The sequence below is a fragment of the Microbacterium sp. genome, from assembly GCF_035556355.1.
GTDB lineage: Bacteria > Actinomycetota > Actinomycetes > Actinomycetales > Microbacteriaceae > Microbacterium.
Genome location: NZ_DATMFG010000058.1, coordinates 12712 through 34421 on the forward strand (window position 1 = coordinate 12712; position 21710 = coordinate 34421).

At 70.6% G+C, this 21710-nt stretch carries 19 protein-coding genes; 16 read left to right on the forward strand and 3 right to left on the reverse strand.

Annotation, left to right across the window (positions count from 1 at the left end):
- Positions 1 to 104: 104 nt before the first annotated feature.
- Entirely contained in the window at positions 105 to 1409 is a 1305-nt protein-coding gene (gene pabB, locus VNR19_RS16755) for an aminodeoxychorismate synthase component I (protein WP_325728414.1), read from the forward strand.
- 102 nt (positions 1410 to 1511) lie between these two features.
- Positions 1512 to 4103 (forward strand): leucine--tRNA ligase, encoded by a 2592-nt coding sequence (leuS, locus tag VNR19_RS16760; RefSeq protein ID WP_325728415.1) that lies wholly within the window; start codon positions 1512 to 1514, stop codon positions 4101 to 4103.
- A 15-nt stretch (positions 4104 to 4118) separates the two neighbouring features.
- Here leuS and VNR19_RS16765 read toward each other — a convergent pair whose 3' ends face one another.
- Positions 4119 to 4811, reverse strand: coding sequence for a gamma-glutamyl-gamma-aminobutyrate hydrolase family protein (locus tag VNR19_RS16765; RefSeq protein WP_325728416.1), 693 nt, complete (start codon positions 4809 to 4811; stop codon positions 4119 to 4121).
- Positions 4812 to 5023: 212 nt separating this feature from the next.
- Here VNR19_RS16765 and VNR19_RS16770 point away from each other — a divergent pair, with 212 nt between their 5' ends.
- The 3 genes from VNR19_RS16770 (at position 5024) to holA (ending at position 9797) form a co-directional block, all read left to right on the forward strand.
- On the forward strand, positions 5024 to 5632 hold the full coding sequence (locus VNR19_RS16770; protein ID WP_325728417.1) for a ComEA family DNA-binding protein: 609 nt from the start codon (positions 5024 to 5026) through the stop codon (positions 5630 to 5632).
- Between the two features lie 2 nt (positions 5633 to 5634).
- A complete protein-coding gene (locus VNR19_RS16775; protein WP_325728418.1) occupies positions 5635 to 8649 on the forward strand; it encodes a ComEC/Rec2 family competence protein in 3015 nt (1004 codons plus the stop codon).
- A 71-nt stretch (positions 8650 to 8720) separates the two neighbouring features.
- On the forward strand, positions 8721 to 9797 hold the full coding sequence (gene holA / locus VNR19_RS16780) for a DNA polymerase III subunit delta (RefSeq protein ID WP_325728419.1): 1077 nt from the start codon (positions 8721 to 8723) through the stop codon (positions 9795 to 9797).
- A 78-nt stretch (positions 9798 to 9875) separates the two neighbouring features.
- Here the strand turns inward: holA and rpsT are convergent, their stop codons facing one another.
- Together rpsT and VNR19_RS16790 are read right to left on the reverse strand one after the other, a co-directional pair.
- Positions 9876 to 10136, reverse strand: coding sequence for a 30S ribosomal protein S20 (rpsT, locus tag VNR19_RS16785; RefSeq protein ID WP_325728420.1), 261 nt, complete (start codon positions 10134 to 10136; stop codon positions 9876 to 9878).
- Positions 10137 to 10267: 131 nt separating this feature from the next.
- Positions 10268 to 10993: an alpha/beta fold hydrolase gene (locus VNR19_RS16790; protein ID WP_325728421.1), complete on the reverse strand. Its 726-nt coding sequence runs from the start codon at positions 10991 to 10993 to the stop codon at positions 10268 to 10270.
- A 161-nt stretch (positions 10994 to 11154) separates the two neighbouring features.
- Here VNR19_RS16790 and lepA point away from each other — a divergent pair, with 161 nt between their 5' ends.
- The 11 genes from lepA to VNR19_RS16845 all read left to right on the forward strand — a co-directional run.
- Entirely contained in the window at positions 11155 to 13038 is a 1884-nt protein-coding gene (lepA, locus tag VNR19_RS16795; protein ID WP_325728422.1) for a translation elongation factor 4, read from the forward strand.
- Between the two features lie 19 nt (positions 13039 to 13057).
- Positions 13058 to 13708, forward strand: coding sequence for a DUF1990 domain-containing protein (locus VNR19_RS16800; RefSeq protein ID WP_325728423.1), 651 nt, complete (start codon positions 13058 to 13060; stop codon positions 13706 to 13708).
- Positions 13708 to 14931 (forward strand): radical SAM family heme chaperone HemW, encoded by a 1224-nt coding sequence (gene hemW / locus VNR19_RS16805; RefSeq protein ID WP_325728424.1) that lies wholly within the window; start codon positions 13708 to 13710, stop codon positions 14929 to 14931. The genes VNR19_RS16800 and hemW overlap by 1 nt, the downstream gene beginning before the upstream one ends.
- 80 nt (positions 14932 to 15011) lie before the next feature.
- Positions 15012 to 16064: a heat-inducible transcriptional repressor HrcA gene (gene hrcA, locus VNR19_RS16810; RefSeq protein WP_325728425.1), complete on the forward strand. Its 1053-nt coding sequence runs from the start codon at positions 15012 to 15014 to the stop codon at positions 16062 to 16064.
- A 51-nt stretch (positions 16065 to 16115) separates the two neighbouring features.
- Positions 16116 to 17228 (forward strand): molecular chaperone DnaJ, encoded by a 1113-nt coding sequence (gene dnaJ / locus VNR19_RS16815; protein WP_325728426.1) that lies wholly within the window; start codon positions 16116 to 16118, stop codon positions 17226 to 17228.
- A gap of 5 nt (positions 17229 to 17233) precedes the next feature.
- Positions 17234 to 17977 carry a 16S rRNA (uracil(1498)-N(3))-methyltransferase gene (locus VNR19_RS16820; RefSeq protein ID WP_325728427.1) on the forward strand — a complete coding sequence of 248 codons (744 nt, stop codon included), beginning with the start codon at positions 17234 to 17236 and terminating at the stop codon, positions 17975 to 17977.
- A gap of 98 nt (positions 17978 to 18075) precedes the next feature.
- Positions 18076 to 18417 (forward strand): HIT domain-containing protein, encoded by a 342-nt coding sequence (locus VNR19_RS16825; RefSeq protein WP_325728428.1) that lies wholly within the window; start codon positions 18076 to 18078, stop codon positions 18415 to 18417.
- A gap of 47 nt (positions 18418 to 18464) precedes the next feature.
- On the forward strand, positions 18465 to 19493 hold the full coding sequence (locus tag VNR19_RS16830) for a PhoH family protein (RefSeq protein WP_325728432.1): 1029 nt from the start codon (positions 18465 to 18467) through the stop codon (positions 19491 to 19493).
- The gene (ybeY, locus tag VNR19_RS16835) at positions 19490 to 19960 is read left to right on the forward strand and encodes an rRNA maturation RNase YbeY (RefSeq protein ID WP_325728429.1); all 471 of its coding nucleotides are present in this window, start codon (positions 19490 to 19492) and stop codon (positions 19958 to 19960) included. The genes VNR19_RS16830 and ybeY overlap by 4 nt, the downstream gene beginning before the upstream one ends.
- Complete coding sequence (locus tag VNR19_RS16840) at positions 19957 to 21327, forward strand: hemolysin family protein (protein ID WP_325728430.1); 1371 nt, start codon at positions 19957 to 19959, stop codon at positions 21325 to 21327. The genes ybeY and VNR19_RS16840 overlap by 4 nt, the downstream gene beginning before the upstream one ends.
- Positions 21320 to 21710 (forward strand): GTPase (locus VNR19_RS16845; RefSeq protein WP_325728431.1); only part of this gene is annotated, 391 nt, incomplete at its 3' end. The genes VNR19_RS16840 and VNR19_RS16845, both read left to right, overlap by 8 nt.

Below are 21710 nucleotides of genomic sequence, written 5' to 3' on the forward strand. Positions count from 1 at the left end.
GGGCATCGTGGACGCTCTTATGGGAGTTCGCGCAGAGATCCCCGCGAGGTCCGGGTCTCCCGCCACATTCGGGCGGCCTCGCGCGCCCACGTAACCTAGAACGCGTGTCGAAGGAGTGCCCAGCCGTCCCGCTCGACGCCTGGGTCGATCCCGAGGCGGTGTTCTGCGCACTCGCCGACCGAGACGGCGACGTCTTCTGGCTCGACGCGGGCCCGACGGCGACCGCGGGGTGGAGCTTCCTCGGCACGGGGCGGCGCGAGGAGGATCCGGATTCCGTCCGCGAAGTCCCGCTCGGCGGCGCGGTGACCGACGAGAGCGCGGAAATGCCCTTCCGCGGCGGCTGGGTCGGCTGGCTGTCGTACGAACACGCGGCCGCCCGCGCGGGTGCCCCCGCCGCGACGCCTGATCCGACCGTGCCGCAGGCCGCGTGGCTCCGTGCGCAGTCGTTCCTCGCGTTCGACCACACGACCCGGCGCGTGTGGGCGGTCGGCGAACAGACGGATGCCGCGGGCCTCGCCGCGCTCGCGCGGAGCGCTGTGCTGCCGCATCCGGTCCCGCCGCCGGCGACGGCGGTCGAGGCATCCGCCCGTCACCTTCCCGCCGAGTACGCGGGGCTCGTCGAGCGGTGCCGCGACCACATCCGCGAGGGCGACGCGTACCAGCTGTGCCTCACGACGCGGTTCACCCTCGACCGGCCGGTGGACGCGGTCGCGGCCTACCGCCGCCTGCGCGCGGCGACGCCTTCGCACCACGGCGGGTTCATCCGGATCGGTGGGGTCGTGCTGGCGAGCGCGAGTCCGGAGCAGTTCCTCGAGGTGGGCGACGGAGTCGTGCGCACGAAGCCCATCAAGGGCACGCGGCCGCGCGGGGCGACGCCCGACGAGGACGCCGCGCTCGCGGCGGAGCTGCGCGCGAACGAGAAGGAGCGCGCCGAGAACGTCATGATCGTGGACCTCATGCGCAACGACCTGTCGCGCGTGTGCGAGCCCGGATCCGTCGGGGTCGACGGTCTCCTGGAGGTCGAGTCGTATCCCGCGGTGCACCAGCTCGTGAGCACCGTGTCGGGGCGCCTGCTCCCCGGCACGACGCTCGGCGGGCTGCTCGACGCGGCGTTCCCGGCGGGGAGCATGACCGGCGCCCCGAAGCTCTCGGCGATGACGATCCTGCACGAGCTCGAGCGCGGCCCGCGGGGCGTGTTCTCCGGATGCTTCGGATGGGTCGGCGCCGACGGGGCGCTCGACCTCGCGATGGTGATCCGATCGATCGTCGCTCACGGCGACGGCGCCTATGTCGGCGCGGGCGGCGGCATCACGTGGCGCTCGGACCCGCCCGCAGAGGTCGCCGAGGTCGGCATCAAGGCGCGCGCGCCGCTCGCCGCGATCGGGGCTGAGCTCCCGCCCGGCTGGTGATCGGAGAGGAGCCCGCACCCGGGAAGCGGTGTCGCTCTCTCCGGTAACCTGGTAATTCCGCGACTTCGCGCGCGCCCAGACATACCAGGATTGGCATCACCCGTGTCTCAGACCCTTCCTCCCGACACCGCCGCGCATGCCGGTGGCGGTGCGTTCGACCCGTACGCGATCCAGCAGAAGTGGCAGGCTCGCTGGGAGGCGGCCGACCCGTTCCGCGCCGGCGGCGACGACGACACCCGTCCGCGCAAGTACGTGCTCGGGATGTTCCCGTACCCGTCGGGCGATCTGCACATGGGTCACGCCGAGAGCTACGCCTACGTCGACATCGTCGCGCGCTTCTGGCGTCATCGCGGTTACAACGTGCTGAACCCGATCGGCTGGGACTCGTTCGGTCTGCCGGCCGAGAACGCGGCGATCCAGCGCGGCGCCGACCCGCGCGAGTGGACCTACGCGAACATCGCCCAGCACAAGAAGAGCTTCCGCGAGTACGGCTCGTCGTACGACTGGTCGCGCATCCTGCACACGAGCGACCCCGAGTACTACCGGTGGAACCAGTGGCTGTTCCAGCGCCTGTACGAGCGCGGTCTGGCCTATCGCAAGGACAGCCCGGTCAACTGGTGCCCGAACGACCAGACGGTGCTCGCGAACGAGCAGGTCGTCGACGGCCGCTGCGAGCGCTGCGGCGCCGAGGTCACCAAGAAGAAGCTGACCCAGTGGTACTTCAAGATCACCGAGTACGCCGACCGTCTGCTCGACGACCTGAACCAGCTCGAAGGGTTCTGGCCGCAGAAGGTCATCCGGATGCAGCGCAACTGGATCGGTCGCTCGGTCGGCGCTGACATCGACTTCGAGATCGAGGGCCGCGACGAGAAGGTCACGGTCTTCTCGACCCGCCCCGACACACTGCACGGTGCGACGTTCTTCGTCGTCGCGCCGGACAGCGATCTCGCCGCCGAGCTGGCAGCCGGGGCATCCGCCGAGGTCCGCATGCGGTTCCAGGACTACCTCGACACCGTCGGGCGCGAGAGCGAGATCGAGCGCCAGAACACCGACCGCCCCAAGACCGGCGTGTTCCTCGAGCGCTACGCGATCAACCCGATCAACGGCGAGCGCCTGCCGATCTGGGCCGCCGACTATGTGCTGGCCGACTACGGCCACGGCGCGGTCATGGCCGTGCCCGCGCATGACCAGCGCGACCTGGACTTCGCGCGCGCCTTCGGCCTGCCGATCAAGGTCGTCGTCGACACGACGGCGCCGATCACGGGTGCCATCCCCGTGATCCCGACCGACGAGAACGGCGTTCCGCTCGAGTCGGCGGTCGAAGAGGCGTCGCTGGCCGACATCCACCCCGAGAAGACGGGCATCGCCCTGACGGGCGAAGGCCGCATGATCAACTCGGGCTCGCTCGACGGCCTGAGCAAGCGCAACGCGATCGCGCGCATCATCGAGGAGCTGGAGGCGAAGGGCGTCGGCCGCGCCGCGAAGTCGTACCGCCTGCGCGACTGGCTCATCTCGCGCCAGCGGTTCTGGGGCACGCCGATCCCCATGATCCACACGAAGGACGGCCGCGTCGTGCCGGTCCCCGACGACCAGCTGCCGCTCACGCTGCCCGACGCGAAGGGTCTCGACCTCGCGCCGAAGGGGACGTCGCCGCTGGGCGCCGCGACCGAGTGGATGAACACGGTCGACCCCGAGACGGGCGAGCCGGCGCTGCGCGACCCCGACACGATGGACACGTTCGTCGACAGCTCGTGGTACTTCCTGCGCTTCCTGTCGCCGAACGACCCGAACGAGGCGTTCTCGTCGGCCGAGGCCGCCAAATGGGCTCCCGTCGACTACTACATCGGCGGCGTCGAGCACGCGATCCTGCACCTGCTGTACGCGCGCTTCATCACGAAGGCGCTGTACGACATGGGCTACATCGACTTCACCGAGCCCTTCTCGAACCTGATCAACCAGGGCATGGTGCTGCTCGGCGGCTCGAAGATGTCCAAGAGCAAGGGGAATCTCGTCGAGTTCGCGTCGAGCATGATCGATCCCGGCGCCGACGCGGTGCGCACCGCGATCGCGTTCGCGGGGCCCGTGGAAGACGACATCGACTGGGCGGACGTCTCGACGACGGGCGCGCAGAAGTTCCTCGCTCGCGCGCTGCGCGTGGCCGCCGACGTCACGAGCGACCCCGACGTCGTGTGGGCCGAGGGCGACCAGGCGCTGCGTCGCGTGACGCATCGACTGCTCGCGGATGCCCCGGGCCTGATCGAGCAGACGAAGTTCAACGTCGTCGTGGCTCGCCTCATGGAGCTGGTCAACGCGATCCGCAAGACCATCGACACCGGCGCGGGTCCCGCCGACCCGGCCGTGCGCGAGGCCGCCGAGGTCACCGCGATGATCCTCGACCTGTTCGCGCCGCACACGGCCGAGGAGATGTGGGAGCTGCTGGGCCACGAGCCGTTCGTGGGCCTCGTGACGTGGCGCCACCCCGACCCCACGCTTCTCGTCGAAGAGACCGTCAAGGCGGTCGTGCAGATCGACGGCAAGGTGCGGGCGACGATCGACGTGTCGGCACGCATCGGCGCCGACGAGCTCGAGGCGCTCGCGCGCGAGAACGAGAAGGTCCAGCGCTCGCTTGCGGGGCGCGAGATCACGCGCGCCGTCGTTCGTCCGCCCAAGGTCGTGAGCTTCAGCACGCACTGACGCTGCGGCCGGCCGTCAGACGGTCGCCGTCGTCCGGTCGACGCAGCGGTGGAGCAGCTTCGCGAGCTGGTCGCCCGCGACCTCAGGGTGCTCGGGGTGCCACTGCACCCCGAGCAGTGGCGCCTCGCGGTGCGCGATCGCCTCGATCGTGCCGTCGTCCGCGCGCGCTACCACGCGAAGCCCGTCGCCGAGCTCGCGCACTGCCTGGTGGTGCGAGCACAGCGCGTCGTCGCCGACGGAGAACGCCGCGGGGTCGGGCTCGTCGGACGCGACGGCGACTCGCGTGCGCACGAAATGGCTCGGACCTGACGCGCGGTGCCCGGTCATGTGCTCGATGAGCGTGCCGCCGAGGGCGACGTTGATGAGCTGATGTCCTCGGCAGATGCCCAGCAGCGGCGATCTGCGGTCGAGCGACTGACGGATGACCGCGATCATCGTCCGGTCGGCCTCCGGTTCGTGCTGTCCACTGCCGGGGTAGGTGAGGGCGCCGCCGTACAGACGAGGGTCGACGTCTTCGCCGCCCATGACCACGACGGCGTGCGCATCGCGTGCGCGATCGAGCACGTCGCGCGAGTCGAGCTGCGCGACGGGGAGAAGCGTCGGCGACCACTCCGCGTCGGCGAACGCGCGCATCGCGGCGGCATTGAGCTCGTCGAGCAGCCGCTGGTAGTCGGGCGCGTGCGGACGCTCATCCCGAATGTGCAGCACCAGCAGATCCCGACATGTTGTCATCGACGCTCCCTTCCGTCGCAGACCACGATGACACAGGGGCGGGTCGGCGCGGTGACCCGCTCGTTTCGTGCGCGTTTCCCGGGGCGCGGTGGTTCGGCGAGTCCTCCCCAGGCGGTTCCCGCACGCGGTCGTGCACGGATCGCACCGCGGCGCTCATCGGAGCGGGCGACGGCTTCTAGCTTCGTGGCGTGTCCGTTCCAGAGCACGACCCGCCCGCGCTTCCGAGTCGTCGTCGGCTGGGCGTCGGTGCCGCGATCGTGCTCGTGATCGCGGCTCTCGCGATCACGGTCGGCATCGGCATCCTCCGCGGAGCGGCATCGCCGGTCGAGGCGGTGACGGTCGATCCGGCGGGCGGTGTGACGACGGATGCCGCGGCCGCCGCATCCGTCTATGTGCACGTCGCCGGAGCCGTCGCCGCCCCGGGCCTGTATCGACTCGACGCGGGTGCGCGCGTGGTGGATGTCATCGCGGCGGCGGGCGGCTTCGTCGAGGATGCGGACGAAGCCGCCGTCAACCTCGCGCGGCCGCTGAGCGACGGGGAGCAGCTCGTCGTCCCGCGGGTGGGGGAGCAGGTGGAGTCGGGCGGCGCGGGTTCGGCGGGTGACGGGAGGATCAACCTCAACACGGCGTCGGCCGCCGAGCTCGAATCGCTGCCGCGCATCGGCCCGGCGATGGCGCAGCGGATCCTCGATTGGCGCGACGCGAACGGACGCTTCACGAGCGTCGAGGACCTGCTGGCGGTACCGGGCATCGGTGACAAGATGCTCGAGGCGCTGCGCGACCTGGTGACGGTGTGATCGTGTCGACCGACAGGAGGAACGTGCGGCTCGCTCCGGTGGCGGCGGGAGCATGGGCGGTCGCGGGTCTGAGCACGGTGGCGCCCGCGACGTCGACGTGGCTCGCGATCGGGTCGTGGGTCGCGGCCCTCGCGATGCTCGCCTGGCTGGTGCGGGCGCCGCGTAGACGGCGACACATGGCGGATGCATCGCTCTGGGCCGTCGTCGCCGTGCTGGCGCTCGTGGCGGGTGCCGCGGCGGCATCGCACGTCGCGTTCGCGCTGCCGGCGCGCGGAGACGCGGCCTCGCTCGGACTCGACGGAGGTCGGGCGGTGACCGTCGCGGCGGTGGTGACGGGGAAAGTCGAGCGGCGTTCCGACGGGCGCGTGGCGTTCGACGCGGTGGCTTTGCGCGTGTCGGCGGGCCCCGAGCCGCAGGCGGTGTCGACGGACGTGACGATCCGCGTCGATCCGTCGGATGTGTCGGGCGTGGCGCCCGTCGACGTCGGCGCGCGCATCGTCGCGAGTGGCACGGTCCGCGACGCGTCGCCCGGCGATCGGGCGGTGCTCGTGGTGACGGCGCGCGAGCTGGATGTCGTCGAAGGCCCTGTGGGAGTCGCGGCCGCCGGAGGACAGCTTCGCCGCGGGCTCGTGAGCGCTGCGCGGGGGCTTCCCGCTCCGGGATCCGAACTCGTACCCGGTCTTGCGGTGGGCGACACCTCGCTCGTGTCGCCCGAGCTCGACGCCGCGATGAAGTCCTCGTCGCTCTCACACCTGACGGCGGTGTCGGGCGCCAACTGCGCCCTCGTGGTGGGCATCGCCTTCGGGATCGCCGCGCTGTGCGGCGCGCCGCGCGGCATCCGTGTCGGTGTCGCCCTCGCGGCGCTCGGCGGCTTCATCGTCCTCGTCACACCTGAGCCGAGCGTCGTGCGCGCCGGAGTCATGGCCGCGCTCGCGATGCTCGGAGTCGCGCTGGGCCGCAGCGGACATGGATTCTCGCTGCTGTGCCTCGCGGTGGCGGTGCTCGTCGTCGCGGACCCGTGGCTGTCGACCTCGCTCGGGTTCGCCCTCTCGGCCGCGGCGACGGGGTCACTGCTGCTCTTCGCACGGCCGCTCGCGAAGGGCCTCAGCCGGTGGATGCCGCGCGCACCGGCACTCGCCCTCTCGGTGCCGCTTGCGGCGCAGCTCGCGTGCGGGCCGCTGCTCGTGATGATCGCGCCGTCCGTGCCGCTGTACGGGGTCGTGGCGAACCTCCTCGCCGCGCCGGCTGCGGCCCCCGCGACGATCGTCGGGCTGCTCGCGTGCCTTGCGGCGCCCGTGCCGGTGCTCGCGTACGGGATGGCGGCGATCGCGTGGGTGCCCGGAGCGTGGATCGCGGGCACTGCGATGACCTTCGCGGCGCTGCCGGGCGGGCAGCTGCCGTGGCTCGAAGGTCTGCCCGGGCTCGTGGTGCTGGCTGTGCTCGGCACCGCGGTCGGACTGCTCATCGGCCTGTCGAGTCGGGCGCGTCGCGCGCGCGCGGTCGCCGGCGCGATCGTGGCCGTGACGGTCGGGGCCGCGGCGGGCACGTCCGCTCTCGCGGGCGTCGTCGGTCGCTGGACGATCCCCTCGTCCTGGAGCATCATCGCGTGCGACATCGGCCAAGGCGATGCGCTTGTGCTTCGCTCGGCGGACGCCGTGGCGCTCGTCGACACGGGCCCGGACCCCGCGGCGCTCGGAACGTGCCTCGCGAAAGCCGGTGTCGATCGGATCGATCTCCTCGTGCTCACGCACTTCGACCTCGACCACGCCGGGGGAGTGGATGCCGTGATCGACCGTGTCGAGACGGTGCTCCACGGACCCCCGGCTTCAGCATCCGACGAAGGTCTGCTGGCTCGGCTCGACGCGGCGGGATCGCGCGTCGTCGAAGCGAGCGCGGGCATGGCGGGCTCCCTCGGCGAAGCGCGCTGGCGCGTGCTGTGGCCGCGGGCCGACAATCGGGCATTCCCCACGGGCAACGACGCGAGCGTCGTGCTCGACGTACGCGGGGGAGGGATCCCGCCGTCGCTGCTGCTCGGCGACCTGTCGGCGTCGCCGCAACGGTCGCTCGTGGCATCCGGGACGCTCGCTCCGCCCTACGCTCTGGTCAAGGTCGCCCACCACGGCAGCGCCGATCAGGAACCGCGGATCTACGAGCTGGCCCATCCTTCCGTCGCGGTCATGATGGTCGGCGCCGACAACACGTTCGGGCACCCGCGAGCCGAGACGATCGCCGTGCTCGAGGGTCTCGGTACGAAAGTCGGGCGCACGGATCGCGACGGGCTCGTCGCCGTCTGGGAGGACGGCGGACGCCTCATTCTGTGGCGCGAACGCGGAACGGAACCGGATGCCCGCCCCGGCCGACCTCGCGGCCCGCCCGCTGCGGCCGACGTCGGCGTCGGTGGCCGATGCGAGTATGGGCGGATGACCGAGGACCCGAGATCGCTGTGGGATGCCGAAGCGGAGACCTTCGACGAGTCGGCCGACCATGGGCTGCGCGACCCCGACATCCGTCGGGCGTGGGCCGACCTGCTGCTTCCCGTCATCGATGGCCGGGGACTCCGAGTGGCTGACCTCGGGTGCGGAACCGGCACGCTCTCCCTCCTGCTCGCCCAGGAGGGCGGGCACCTCGTGACGGGCGTCGACTTCTCGCCGGAGATGATCCGGCGCGCGCGTGAGAAGGGAGCGCAGACGCACCCGCGGCCCGACTTCGTCGTCGCGGATGCGGCCGACCCTCCGCTGCCTGCGGGATCTTTCGATGTCGTCCTCTCCCGCCATGTGCTGTGGGCGATGCCGGATCCTGCGGCGGCGCTGGAGAACTGGATCAAGCTCCTCACACCGACAGGCGTCCTGATCCTCGTCGAAGGGCGATGGCACACCGGCGCCGGGCTCACCGCCGAAGAGAGCGTCCGAATCGTCAGCGATCGGCGGCAGAGCGTGCAGCTTCGCGCCCTCGACGACCCGTCCTATTGGGGCGGCGCCATCTCCGACGAGAGATACCTCATCGTCAGCCCCAGTTGACCCACGACCGTGCCGCGAGGGCGGCCCGCCGCCCGCCTGTCGCGTCCGACCCTCTCGGTAGGCTGGTCGGCATGGCAGCGGCTCGAAGCACCCCGGCGGGCCGGTCCTCGTCGTCACGCGGTCGCGGCGGTGCACGCGGCGGTGCGACGCGATCCGTGATCCCGCAGCTCTCATGGCGCGACCCGCAGCCGGCTCCGATCGTGCTCATCTCAGGCCCCGAAGAGGTGTGCGCCGAACGCGCGATCGCCGGCGTGCGCGACTACCTTCGCGCCGAGGACCCGAGCCTCGAGGTGTCCGACCTGCGCGCCGACGACTACGCGCCCGGAACGCTGCTCGCGGTGACGTCGCCGTCCCTGTTCGGCGAGCCGCGCCTGGTTCGCGTCTCCGGGGTCGAGAAGTGCTCCGACGCGTTCCTCGCCGAGGCGCTCGCGTACCTCGCTGCGCCGCAGGAAGGAGCGACGGTCATCCTGCGGCACACCGGAGCGACGGTGCGCGGCAAGAAGCTCCTCGACGCGATCCGTGCCGGTGACGGCGGGGGCGTCGAGATCGCATGCCCTGCGATCAAGCGCGACGCCGACCGCTTCGACTTCGCCGCCGAGGAGTTCTCGGCCGCCCGCAAGCGCATCGCGCCGGCGGCGCTTCGCGCGCTCGTCTCGGCGTTCGCCGACGATCTCACCGAGCTCGCGGCGGCGTGCCAGCAGCTCATCAGCGACGTGCCGGGCGATGTGACCGAGCAGATCGTCGAGCGGTACTACGGCGGCCGCGTCGAGACGTCGGCGTTCACCGTCGCCGACACCGCCATCGCGGGGCGCTACGGCGACGCGCTCATCGCACTGCGGCACGCGCTCGCGTCGGGCGCCGACCCGGTGCCGCTCGTCGCAGCGATCGCGTCGAAGCTGCGCACGATGGCGCGCGTCGCCGGCAGCCGAGAGCCGTCCCAGGCACTCGCGGCCCGCCTCGGACTCAAGGACTGGCAGGTCGACCGCGCGCGTCGCGACCTGTCGGGCTGGAACGAGGCATCGCTCGGCATGGCGATCATGGCCGCCGCTCAGGCGGATGCCGACGTCAAGGGCGCCTCGCGTGACCCGGTGTTCGCACTCGAGCGCCTCGTCACCGTCATCGCGACGCGTGCACCTCACGGTGCGTGAACGGGAGCCCGACGGCTCGCGTGCGCATACGGAGATGGCCCGTCCCTTCGGGGACGGGCCATCTCGAAGCTGCTCAGATCAGAGCGACGCAACCTGCTTGGCGATCGCCGACTTGCGGTTGGCGGCCTGGTTCTTGTGGATGACGCCCTTGCTGACGGCCTTGTCGAGCTTGCGGGCCGCCACCTTGAGCGACTTCTCGGCGGCGGCCTTGTCGCCGGCCGCCACGGCCTCGCGGGTGTGACGCACGAGGGTCTTCAGCTCGCTCTTCACGGCCTTGTTGCGCTCGCGCGCCTTCTCGTTGGTCTTGTTGCGCTTGATCTGCGACTTGATGTTCGCCACGTGTCGACGTTCTTTCGTTCGGAGGATTTCGATGGAGTGCCGGGTGGCAGGAGAGGGATGCCGCACGGCGGTCGTGAGGGACGAACCCACACGCAAGCCAAACACTGAGTCTACCAGGTCTCGCGCCGCCCCTATGACTGCCGGTGCTCGATCGTCGTGAGGGCCAGATTGAGGATCGCATTGAACACACGCGGCCTCATGGCCGTCACGAGGTGACTCGTCCGGGGGATGACGATCAGCTCGGCATGCTGCGCCACACGTGTGAAGAGTCGCTCGTTCACCCGCAACTGGTCGTACTGGCCGTTGACGAACCACAGCGGCACCTCGATGCGGTGCAGCGCCGCGAGCAGGTCGAGCACCGAGAGGCTGCGCAGGGCGATGTCCTGCGCGTCGTATGCGTAGCCGCCGGCGCCGAAGTCCATGCGGGTCTCGGGCGGCAGTGTGCGATCGAGCACGAGGTCGGCGATGCGCTGCCCCCGCCCGGGCAGCCGATCGAATCCGCGCGCGAGCAGACGGTACGTCGTGAGTCCGACTCCGCGCGGGATGGCGGTGCACGACGCGGCGATGAAGCCCGCGACGGGCGGTGGATCCTCCGCGCCGGCGTACTCGATCGAGAGGAGCCCGCCCATCGAGTGCCCGACCAGCAGCACGGGGCCGCGCTCCGCGGCATCTCGCACCGCGTTGTCGATCGTCTCGAACGCCGTCTCGATCGTGAAGAGCTCCGACATGCGCGAGCCATGGCCGGGCAGGTCCACCGCGGTCACCGGATTGCCGCGCTCGGTGAGGTACTCGAGCTGCGCGCGCCACATGGTGGCGGACGTGCGGATGCCGTGCACGAGCACGACCTGCACGACCATGCGAATCAGATTATGCGGTGCGCGACGGCGGTCACGGCATCCGCGACGGTGGTCGCGGCATCCGTGGGTGTGCGCCGAAATCGGGCCTGCGCGTCGGGCCGCGGCCTCCGTCATCGTCCTCGGCCATCGGTCAGGACCCGCCCACGTAGAATCGACGGGACATGTCACCGCGCGCCCTGAAGCCTCTCGAGCCGTCCGCGACCCCTCCTGAGCTGATCCGCAACTTCTGCATCATCGCCCACATCGACCACGGCAAGTCGACGCTGGCCGACCGGATGCTGCAGATCACCGGAGTCGTGGCCGAGCGCGACATGCGCGCGCAGTACCTCGACCGCATGGACATCGAGCGCGAGCGCGGCATCACGATCAAGTCCCAGGCGGTGCGGATGCCGTGGGCCCATCGCCCGGTTGCTGAGTCCGCCGAAGCACCGGGGCCCGACCAGGTGTACGCCCTCAACATGATCGACACTCCCGGGCACGTCGACTTCACGTACGAGGTGAGCCGTTCGCTCGCGGCGTGCGAGGGCGCGATCCTGCTCGTCGACGCAGCGCAGGGCATCGAGGCGCAGACGCTCGCGAACCTGTATCTCGCGCTCGAGAACGACCTGCACATCATCCCGGTGCTCAACAAGATCGACCTCCCGGCTGCCGACCCCGAGAAGTTCGCCCTCGAGCTCGCCAACCTCATCGGCGGCGACCCCGACGACGTGCTGCGGGTGTCGGGCAAGACCGGGCAGGGGGTCGAGGAGCTGCTCGACCGCATCGTGCGCGACATCCCGGCGCCGAAGGGCGAGGCGGATGCCCCGGCCCGCGCCATGATCTTCGACAGCGTCTACGACGCGTACCGCGGCGTCGTCACCTACGTCCGCATGGTCGACGGCAAGCTCGAGCCGCGCGAGCGCATCCAGATGATGTCGACGAAGGCGACGCACGAACTGCTCGAGATCGGCGTCTCGAGCCCCGAGCCGATGCCCACGAAGGGCCTCGGCGTCGGCGAGGTCGGCTACCTCATCACGGGCGTGAAGGACGTGCGCCAGTCGAAGGTCGGCGACACGATCACCGACCAGCGCAAGCCCGCCGCCGAGCCGCTCCCGGGCTACACCGATCCGAAGCCCATGGTGTTCTCGGGCATCTACCCGATCGACGGCAGCGACTACGCGGAGCTCCGCGAAGCGCTCGACAAGCTCAAGCTCTCGGATGCCGCACTCCAGTACGAGCCCGAGACGTCGGTCGCGCTCGGCTTCGGCTTCCGCTGCGGCTTCCTCGGGCTGCTGCACCTCGAGATCGTCACCGAGCGCCTCGCACGGGAGTTCGACCTCGACCTCATCACGACCGCGCCCAGCGTCGTGTACGAGGTCACGACCGACACGGGCGAGCACGTCACGGTCACGAACCCGAGCGAATACCCCGACGGCAAGGTGGCGTCGGTGTCGGAGCCCATGGTCAAGGCGGCGATCCTCACCCCGAAGGACTACGTCGGCACGGTCATGGAGCTGTGCCAGTCACGCCGTGGCTCCCTCCTCGGCATGGACTACCTGAGCGAGGACCGCGTCGAGCTTCGCTACAACATGCCCCTCGGCGAGATCGTGTTCGACTTCTTCGACCAGCTCAAGAGCCGCACGCAGGGCTACGCGAGCCTCGACTACGAGCCCAACGGCTCGCAGGAGGCCGACCTCGTGAAGGTCGACATCCTCCTGCAGGGCGACAAGGTCGACGCGTTCAGCTCGATCGTGCACCGCGACAAGGCGTACGCCTACGGCACGATGATGACCGAGCGCCTGCGCAAGCTCATCCCGCGCCAGCAGTTCGAGGTGCCCATCCAGGCTGCGATCGGGGCGCGCATCATCGCCCGCGAGAACATCCGCGCGATGCGCAAGGACGTTCTCGCCAAGTGCTACGGCGGCGACATCACCCGCAAGCGCAAGCTGCTCGAGAAGCAGAAGGAAGGCAAGAAGCGCATGAAGATGGTCGGCCGCGTCGAGGTGCCGCAGGAGGCGTTCATCGCCGCCCTCTCCGGCGACGTCGAGGGCAAGGGCCCGAAGTAGGCGAAGTAGGCTGGAATCCATGCGCCGGGGCACGTTCAAAGACGAGACCGTCGACTACGCCGCCGTCGGGGCGACGCAGGCGCCGGATCTGATGCAGTACCCGCCGGAGCGCAGCATCCCGGCGGAGTCCTCGTGGCGCATCGGCAGCGGCGAGTCCCGCTTCCACACCGCGAGCGAGGCGCTCATGTCGTGGACGGCACAGCGCGGAGCGGGTCTGACGCTCGCGGACGTCCGTCCGGCATCCGGCCCCATGTACTCGGGCGTCAGCTTCGACAGCGAGGGCAATCCGATCGCGCCGAGCCGCATGGAGGTCGAGCAGCGCTTCGACTCCGACGGCACGCCGTTCGTGAGCGGCGGCATGACGATCCAGCTCGAGGGCCGCGTGCGCGGCATGCGCGCGGGCGGTGAGCTGCGCGTGATCTTCGCCGTCGAAGAGCCGCGTCGCGTCGGGTTCGCACTGGGCACGGTCGGCGACTCGGTCGTCAGCGGCGAGGAGTCGTTCATGCTCGACTGGCACGACAACGACGAGGTGTGGTTCACGGTGCGGGCGTTCGACCGGCCGGTGGGCCTGTTCTACCGCCTGTTCCCGCGGCTCGTGCGTCGTCGGCGGCGCGAGCTGTTCACGCGGTACCTGCGCGCGATCTCGCCGCTGTACGCGACGTCGGCCTGATGGGCGCTGCGCTGCCGCTCGGCGAGCCGGTCCCCGCAGACGGAGCGCTCCCCGACGAGACATCGACCGATCCCGCCACGCCGTTCAGCGTGTACCTGCACGTGCCGTTCTGCCGCGTGCGATGCGGCTACTGCGACTTCAACACGTACACCTCGAGCGAGCTGCGCGGCGCACGGCAGGACGAGTACGCCGACACCCTGCTGGGCGAGGTCGCGCTCGCTCGCCGTGTGCTCGAGGCGAAAGGTCCGCTGCGGTCCGCGTCCACGGTGTTCTTCGGCGGCGGCACGCCGACGCTCCTCCCGCCGGGCGACCTTGCGCGCATGCTCGCCGGCGTGCGAGACGCCTTCGGGATCGAGGGGCGTGCCGAGGTCACGGTCGAGGCCAACCCCGACACCGTGACGGATGCCGCAGCCGCCGAGCTCGCGGCATCCGGCGTCACCCGGCTGTCGATCGGCATGCAGTCGGCCGTCCCGCATGTGCTGGCCGCGCTCGACCGCACGCACGAGCCGGCGAATGTGCGCACGGCCGTCGAGGCCGCGCGCCGCGCGGGCATCGACGTGAGCGTCGACCTCATCTACGGCGCACCGGGGGAGTCGCTCTCCGACTGGCGCCTCTCGCTCGAGACGGCCCTGTCGCTCGAGCCCGACCACATCTCTGCGTACGCGCTCATCATCGAGGAGGGCACGAAGCTCGAACGCCGGATCCGTCGCGGCGAGGTGCCGGCACCCGACGACGACCTGCAGGCCGACATGTACGAGCTCGCCGACGACCTGCTCGGCGCGGCCGGGTTCGAGTGGTACGAGGTGTCGAACTGGGCGCGGGGCCCCGAGCACCGCTCGCGCCACAACCTCGCGTACTGGCGCGGCCACGACTGGTGGGGCTTCGGCCCGGGCGCGCACAGCCACATCGCGGGCGTGCGATTCTGGAATGTGAAGCACCCCGCCGCGTACGCGCAGCGGCTCGCGTCTGGGCAGACCCCGGCGGCGGGTAGGGAGAGGACGGATGCCGCGGCCCGCGCCCTCGAGGGAGTGCTGCTGGGCACGCGGATCCGCGAGGGGTATCCCGTGTCGGAGCTGTTGGGAGAGGGACGCCACGCGGTGGCCCGCCTCATCGCGGACGGACTCATCGACGGGGCAGAGGCCCTCCACGGGCGGATCGTGCTGACGCTGCGCGGGCGCCTGCTCGCGGACGCCGTCGTGCGGGCGCTGACGCCGGGTCTGTGAGCCCGCGTTTCTCGGTCATCGCCCCAGGTCGTCCGCTAGAATTGGCACTCACGACAGTAGAGTGCCAGGCGGGAGGGTGAATGGTCAGCGAACGCGGCCTCGAGGTCCTGCGGGCGATCGTGCAGGACTACGTCGACACGAACGAGCCGGTCGGCAGCAAGTCCATCGTCGAGCGGCACGCCTTCGGTGTGTCCGCAGCGACCATCCGCAACGACATGGCCCAGCTCGAAGACGAAGAGCTGATCGTCGCCCCGCACACCTCCTCGGGTCGCGTGCCCACAGACAAGGGCTACCGCGTGTTCGTCGACCACCTCGCCGAGCTTCGCCCGCTGACGTCCGCGCAGCGCGCGGCGATCACCTCGTTCCTCGACGGCGCCGGCGACCTCGACGACCTGCTCGTGCGCACCGTGCGCGCCCTCACCCGACTCACCGGCCAGGTCGCGATCGTGCAGTACCCGTCCTTCGCGCGTGCGAGCGTGTCGCACGTCGAGCTCGTGCAGCTCGGCGGCGGGCGCATGCTCGTGATCATCGTGACCGACACCGGTCGCGTCTCGCAGCGCCTCGCGACGGTGCGCGGCGAGTTCGGCGAAGAGGAGGTGCAGCGCCTCCGCACGGCCGTGTCGGCCGTCATCGTCGGCCGGGCGGTCCGCGACGGCGCGCAGCTCGTCGAGGAGCGGCTGGCCGAGGCATCCGCCGCGCCGGCATCGGGGCAGACGACCCCGCTCGACGAGGCCGCGCTCGACCTTCTGCGGGCCGTGGCCGAAGAGCTCGAGGAGTTCCGCCAGGACCGCCTCGTGCTCGCGGGTGCGGCGAACCTCGCGCGGCGCGAGGCCGACTTCCGCGGCAGCATCTATCCGCTGCTCGAGGCGATCGAGGAGCAGGTGACCCTCTTGCGCCTCGTGAGCGAGATGCACGCCGACGACCAGGGACTCTCCGCCAGCATCGGTCGCGAGAACGAGCCCTTCGGGCTGGCCGAGGCGTCTGTCGTGGCCAGCGATTACGATGCGACGGGCTCGCTCGCGCGCGTCGGCGTCATGGGTCCGACGCGCATGGACTACCCCACGAACCTCGCGGCGGTGCGAGCCGTCGCGCGCTACCTCACCCGGATGCTCCACGAAGAGAACTCCCGCTGACGAGGCATCCGTGACGATCGATCCCGCGGAACGCGGGCGGGAAGGCGAATGTTGGCTGACCATTACGAGGTCCTCGGCGTCTCACGCGACGCCAGCCAGGAAGAGATCAAGAAGGCGTACCGCAGGCTCGCGCGCGAGCTGCACCCCGATGTGAACCCGGGCGATGACGCGGCCGAGCGGTTCAAGCTCGTCACGCACGCGTACGACGTGCTGAGCGACCCCGAGCAGCGGCGCCGCTACGACATGGGCGGCGACGACTCGCCGTTCGGCGGCGCGAACGGGTTCGGCGGATTCAGCGACATCTTCGAGACCTTCTTCGGGGCGGCGGGCGGCACGCGCGCGGCGCGGCCGCGGTCGCGGCGCGAGCGCGGCCAGGACGCCCTCGTGCGCATCACGCTCGAGCTCAAGGACGTCGTGTTCGGCGTGCACCGCGACATCGAGGTCGACACGGCCGTGCTGTGCGAGACGTGTCAGGGATCGTGCTGCCAGCCGGGCACGGGTCCGGTCACGTGCGACATCTGCCACGGCGCGGGCTACGTGCAGCGACAGGTGCGGAGCCTGCTCGGCAACGTCGTCACGAGCCAGCCGTGCACCGTGTGCCAGGGCTACGGCACGACCATCCCGTACCCGTGCGTGACGTGTCAGGGCCAGGGCCGCGTGCGCGCCCGCCGCACGGTGTCGATCGACATCCCGGCCGGCGTCGAGACGGGGCTGCGCCTGCAGCTTCCCGGCTCGGGCGAGGTCGGCCCCGGCGGCGGGCCCAACGGCGACCTGTACATCGAGGTCACGGTCGCGCCCGACGAGGTGTTCAGCCGCGACGGCGACGACCTGCTCGCGACCCTCGAGGTGTCGATGCCCGATGCGATCCTCGGCACGACCACCACGATCGAGTCGCTCGACGGCCCGGTCGACCTCGAGCTGCGCCCGGGCGTCCAGTCCGGCGACGTCATCACGGTCCGCGGCCGCGGCATCACGCCGCTGCGCGGCACGCAGCGCGGCGACCTCCGCATCGGCGTGCACGTCGTGACGCCCACGCGCGTCGACGGCCGGTCGCGCGCCCTCATCGAAGAGTTCGCGAAGAAGACGAAGCCCCCGGCCCCGCGCCTCGCGCACTTCCAGCAGGGCCTGTTCGCGAAGCTGCGCGACCGCTTCCGGAACGGCTGACCCGGATGCCGCTGCACTTCCTCCTCGACGAGCAAGTGCTCGCCCGCCCGGGCGAGACTGTCGTGCTCACGGGAGCCGAGGCGCACCACGCAGCGGCCGTGCGCCGTGTGCGGGTCGGCGAGGAGGTCACCGTCGGCGACGGGCACGGTGCATGGCTCACCGGAACATGCGAGGCGGTCGCGCCGCGCGAGGTCGTCGTGCGGATCGACGCGCGGACCGACGTCCCGCCGCCCGCACCCCGCGTCGTGCTCGTGCAGGCTCTCGCGAAGGGCGACCGCGACGAGCTCGCCGTGCAGGCTGCGACAGAGCTCGGCGTCGACGAGATCGTCCCTTGGCAGGCGGCGCGCAGCGTTTCGCGCTGGGACGCCGCGAAGGCCGCGAAGGGCCGTGCGCGCTGGGCGGCGATCGTGCGCGAGGCGGCGAAGCAGGCGCATCGCGCGTGGGTTCCCGAGGTCGGTGAGCTCGCGACGACGAAGCAGCTCTTGCGGCGCATCGGGGAGGGCGCGGCATCCGTCTTCGTCCTCGAGCCGACCGCGCAGGAACGGCTCTCGACCGTAGAGCTCGACCCAGCCGACGAGCGCGACATCGTCCTCGTCGTCGGTCCTGAGGGCGGCGTCGCACCCGAAGAGCTCGACGCGCTCGCGGAGGCCGGCGCCCGGCTCGTCCGGCTCGGAGACACCGTCCTGCGCACGTCGACCGCCGGACCGGCGGCGCTCGCGGTCGTGAGCGCGGCGCTCGGGCGCTGGTAGATCGGGCGACGGTCGACGGGCGCGCCGACCGTCAGCGGCGCGGATCGGCAGGGGATGGGGCCCTGAGCCTGTCGAAGGGTCCTCGCTAGACTTGAAGGATGAGCGAACCCTCGATCTTCACGCGTATCTACAACGGAGAGATCCCGTCCGAGATCATCGCGGAGACCGAGAACGTGTTCGCGATCCGAGACATCAACCCGCAGGCGCCCGTGCACCTGCTCGTGATCCCCAAGACGCAGGAGTATCGCGACGTCGTCGAGCTCGCCGCGGGCAACCCCGACCTGCTCACCGAGATGATCGGGCTCGCCAACACACTCGCGGCCGAGCATGCCGACGGCGATTTCCGGCTCGTCTTCAACCGCGGCGCCGGCGCCGGCCAGACCGTTTTCCACGTCCATGCCCACGTCCTCGCCGGAGGACTGGAAGAGAGAAGTCTTTGACCGACAACGAACCCGCCGTCGAGCGGGTCTACGCCGACGGAGTCGCCATGGTGCAGCTCCTCGGGCCTCAAGACCGCCTGTTGCGCGTCGTCGAGCGCGAGCACCCCGAAGTCGACGTCCACGTGCGCGGCAACGAGATCACCCTCACCGGCGACGCAGCGGCAGTCGCCGCCGCGCGCGCCCTCGTCGACGAGCTTCTCGCCATGACGAAGGCTGGGCAGGGGCTCGATCCGGTCGACGTCACGTCGTCGAACCGCATCCTGCAGTCCGAAGGCGGTCCGCGCCCGTCCGAGGTGCTCGGCGAGGCGATCCTGTCGACACGTGGCAAGGTCATCCGTCCCAAGACGCTCGGGCAGAAGGCGTACGTCGACGCCATCGAGGAGAACACGATCGTGTTCGGCATCGGCCCCGCAGGCACGGGCAAGACGTACCTCGCGATGGCGAAGGCCGTGCAGGCGCTGCAGCGCAAAGAGGTCAACCGCATCATCCTGACGCGTCCCGCCGTCGAAGCGGGGGAGCGGCTCGGATTCCTCCCGGGCACCCTCACCGACAAGATCGACCCGTATCTGCGGCCGCTGTACGACGCGCTCAACGAGATGATGGACCCAGAGCTCGTGCCGAAGCTCATGGCGACCGGAACGATCGAGGTCGCACCGCTCGCGTACATGCGCGGGCGCACCCTCAATGACTCCTTCGTCGTGCTCGACGAAGCCCAGAACACGACGCCCGAGCAGATGAAGATGTTCCTCACGCGCCTCGGCTTCGGCACGAAGATGGTCGTGACGGGCGACATCACGCAGATCGACCTCCCGCAGGGCGCATCCGGACTGCGACTCGTCACGCGTGTGCTCAAGGAGATCGACGACATCCACTTCGCGTATCTCACGAGCGACGACGTCGTGCGTCACACGCTCGTCGGCCGCATCGTCGACGCGTACAGCGAGTACGACGAGCGACGTCTGGCGGCGAGGCGCGAGCGGGACGAGGCATCCGAGTTCGCCAATCGAGCCGAGCGACGCGCTTCCCTCCGCCCCGGCGGACCGCGTGACCACCTGCCGAAGCGAGGCCGCTCATGACGATCGAGATCACGAACGAGTCGGGCGTCGAGGTCGATGAGACCGTGCTGCTGCGGCTCATGGAGCACAACCTCGCCGAACTGCACGTGAGTCCGGATGCCGACGTCGCGATCCTCCTCGTCGACGAGGGTGCGATGGAGGCGCTGCACGTGCAGTGGATGGACGAGCCCGGCCCGACCGACGTGCTGAGCTTCCCGATGGACGAGCTGCGGCCGGGCACGGAGGACATGCCGACGCCTCCGGGGCTGCTCGGCGACATCGTGCTGTGCCCGCAGGTCGCCGAGACGCAGGCGGTCGCGGCGAAGCACTCCACGATGGACGAGCTCGTGCTGCTCACGACGCACGGGCTGCTGCACCTGCTCGGATTCGATCACGCCGAGCCCGAGGAGGAGCGCGAGATGTTCGGGCTGCAGAAGAGCCTCATCGCCGCGTTCCAGAGCTCGGAACGCCGGCGCGGCCGCGCATGACCGAAGCCCTCCTGCTCGTCGCGGCGGTGCTGCTCATCGCCTTCGGCGCCTTCATGGTGGCGATCGATGCGGCGCTCAGCGTCACGTCGCGGGCCGATCTCGCGGAGCTGGCGGCGAACGGTCACAACGCGACGTCGCTGCGCCGCATCGCCGACGATCCCGAAGCGCATGAGAACGCGGTCGTGTTCATCCGCGTCTTCGCCGAGACGACGGCGGCGGTGCTCATCACGGTCGCGTTCACGGTGCTGTTCGAGAACATCTGGTGGGCGATGCTCGCGGCCGCGCTGCTGATGACCGGTCTGTCGTACGTCGTCGTCGGAACGGGTCCCCGAAACCTCGGGCGCCAGCACGCGCGGCGCCTGCTGCAGAGTGCGGCGCCGGTCGTGCGGGGAGTGCGCATCATCCTCGGTCCGCTCGCGCACGGTCTCGTCGCGCTGAGCACGCGAATCACGCCCGGCGGGTCGCGCGGCTCCTCGTTCGCGTCGGAGGAGCAGCTGCTCTCGATCATCGACGAAGCCGCCGAGAACGAGCTCATCGAAGAGGACGACCGCGAGCTCATCCACTCCGTGTTCGACTTCACCGACACGTATGTGCGCGCGGTCATGGTGCCGCGCACCGACATGGTCACGGTCGACGCGAACGCCTCGACGCGCGAGGCGATGCGGATCTTCCTCGACAAGGGGGTCTCGCGCATCCCGATCGTCGACGACGAGGCGGACGACGTCGTCGGGGTGCTGTATCTGAAGGACCTCGTGCAGTTCGGCTTCCGCGACGAGAACGGCTGGCGCGACGCGCCGATCACGCCCATCAGCCGTCCCGCGGTGTTCGTGCCCGAGTCGATGCGCGCCGAGACGCTGCTGCAGCAGATGAAGCGCGACGCCGTGCACGTGTGCCTCGTGGTGGACGAGTACGGCGGGGTGTCGGGCCTCGTGACGCTCGAGGACCTCATCGAGGAGCTCGTAGGCGAGATCGCCGACGAGTACGATCCGCGCGCCGACGAGGTGACCGAGATCGAGCCCGGTCGCTACCGCGTGAGCGCGCGCCTCGGGCTCGACGAGGTCGGCGACCTGTTCGGCATCGAGTTGGAGGACGAGGACGTCGATTCGATCGGCGGTCTTCTCGGCAAAGCGCTGGGCCGCATTCCACAGCCCGGCGCGACCGCCGAGTACGCGGGGCTCATCATGACCGGCGGCGCCTCACGAGGGCGCGGTCGCGGCATCAGCACGGTCTTCGTCGAGCGCGGAGCCGCCCCAGAGGCGGCGGACGACCCGCTCAACGGACGATCGCCGCGCACGGGTGAGATCCGCACCGTGCGCCCGCGCACCGGCGAGGTGCGCATCGTGAGGAGAGGGGAACGGGATGTCTGAACCGGCGGAGGTCTCGGACGAGCAGTCGACCGTCACGCACTCGGGCTTCGTCACGTTCGTCGGCCGCCCGAACGTGGGCAAGTCGACGCTCATGAACGCGCTCGTCGGCGAGAAGGTCGCGATCACGAGCGACAAGCCGCAGACGACGCGCCGCGCGATCCGCGGCATCCTGAACCGCCCGGGCGGTCAGCTCGTCGTCGTCGACACACCGGGACTCCACAAGCCCCGCACGCTCCTCGGCCAGCGCCTCAACGATCTCGTCGAGCAGGTGCTCGGCGACGTCGACGTCATCGGATTCTGCGTGCCCGCAACGGAGAAGGTCGGTCCTGGCGACCGGCGGATCGCCGAGTCGCTCACCGGCTACCCGCGGGCCAAGAAGGTCG

Excerpts from the sequence above, each read along its gene's own strand:
- holA (WP_325728419.1), top strand. The coding sequence starts at position 8,721 with ATGGCAGCGGCTCGAAGCACCCCGGCGGGCCGGTCCTCGTCGTCACGC.
- VNR19_RS16790 (WP_325728421.1), bottom strand. The coding sequence starts at position 10,993 with ATGGTCGTGCAGGTCGTGCTCGTGCACGGCATCCGCACGTCCGCCACC.
- lepA (WP_325728422.1), top strand. The coding sequence starts at position 11,155 with ATGTCACCGCGCGCCCTGAAGCCTCTCGAGCCGTCCGCGACCCCTCCT.
- VNR19_RS16800 (WP_325728423.1), top strand. The coding sequence starts at position 13,058 with ATGCGCCGGGGCACGTTCAAAGACGAGACCGTCGACTACGCCGCCGTC.
- hemW (WP_325728424.1), top strand. The coding sequence starts at position 13,708 with ATGGGCGCTGCGCTGCCGCTCGGCGAGCCGGTCCCCGCAGACGGAGCG.
- hrcA (WP_325728425.1), top strand. The coding sequence starts at position 15,012 with ATGGTCAGCGAACGCGGCCTCGAGGTCCTGCGGGCGATCGTGCAGGAC.
- VNR19_RS16820 (WP_325728427.1), top strand. The coding sequence starts at position 17,234 with ATGCCGCTGCACTTCCTCCTCGACGAGCAAGTGCTCGCCCGCCCGGGC.
- VNR19_RS16825 (WP_325728428.1), top strand. The coding sequence starts at position 18,076 with ATGAGCGAACCCTCGATCTTCACGCGTATCTACAACGGAGAGATCCCG.
- VNR19_RS16830 (WP_325728432.1), top strand. The coding sequence starts at position 18,465 with ATGGTGCAGCTCCTCGGGCCTCAAGACCGCCTGTTGCGCGTCGTCGAG.
- ybeY (WP_325728429.1), top strand. The coding sequence starts at position 19,490 with ATGACGATCGAGATCACGAACGAGTCGGGCGTCGAGGTCGATGAGACC.
- VNR19_RS16840 (WP_325728430.1), top strand. The coding sequence starts at position 19,957 with ATGACCGAAGCCCTCCTGCTCGTCGCGGCGGTGCTGCTCATCGCCTTC.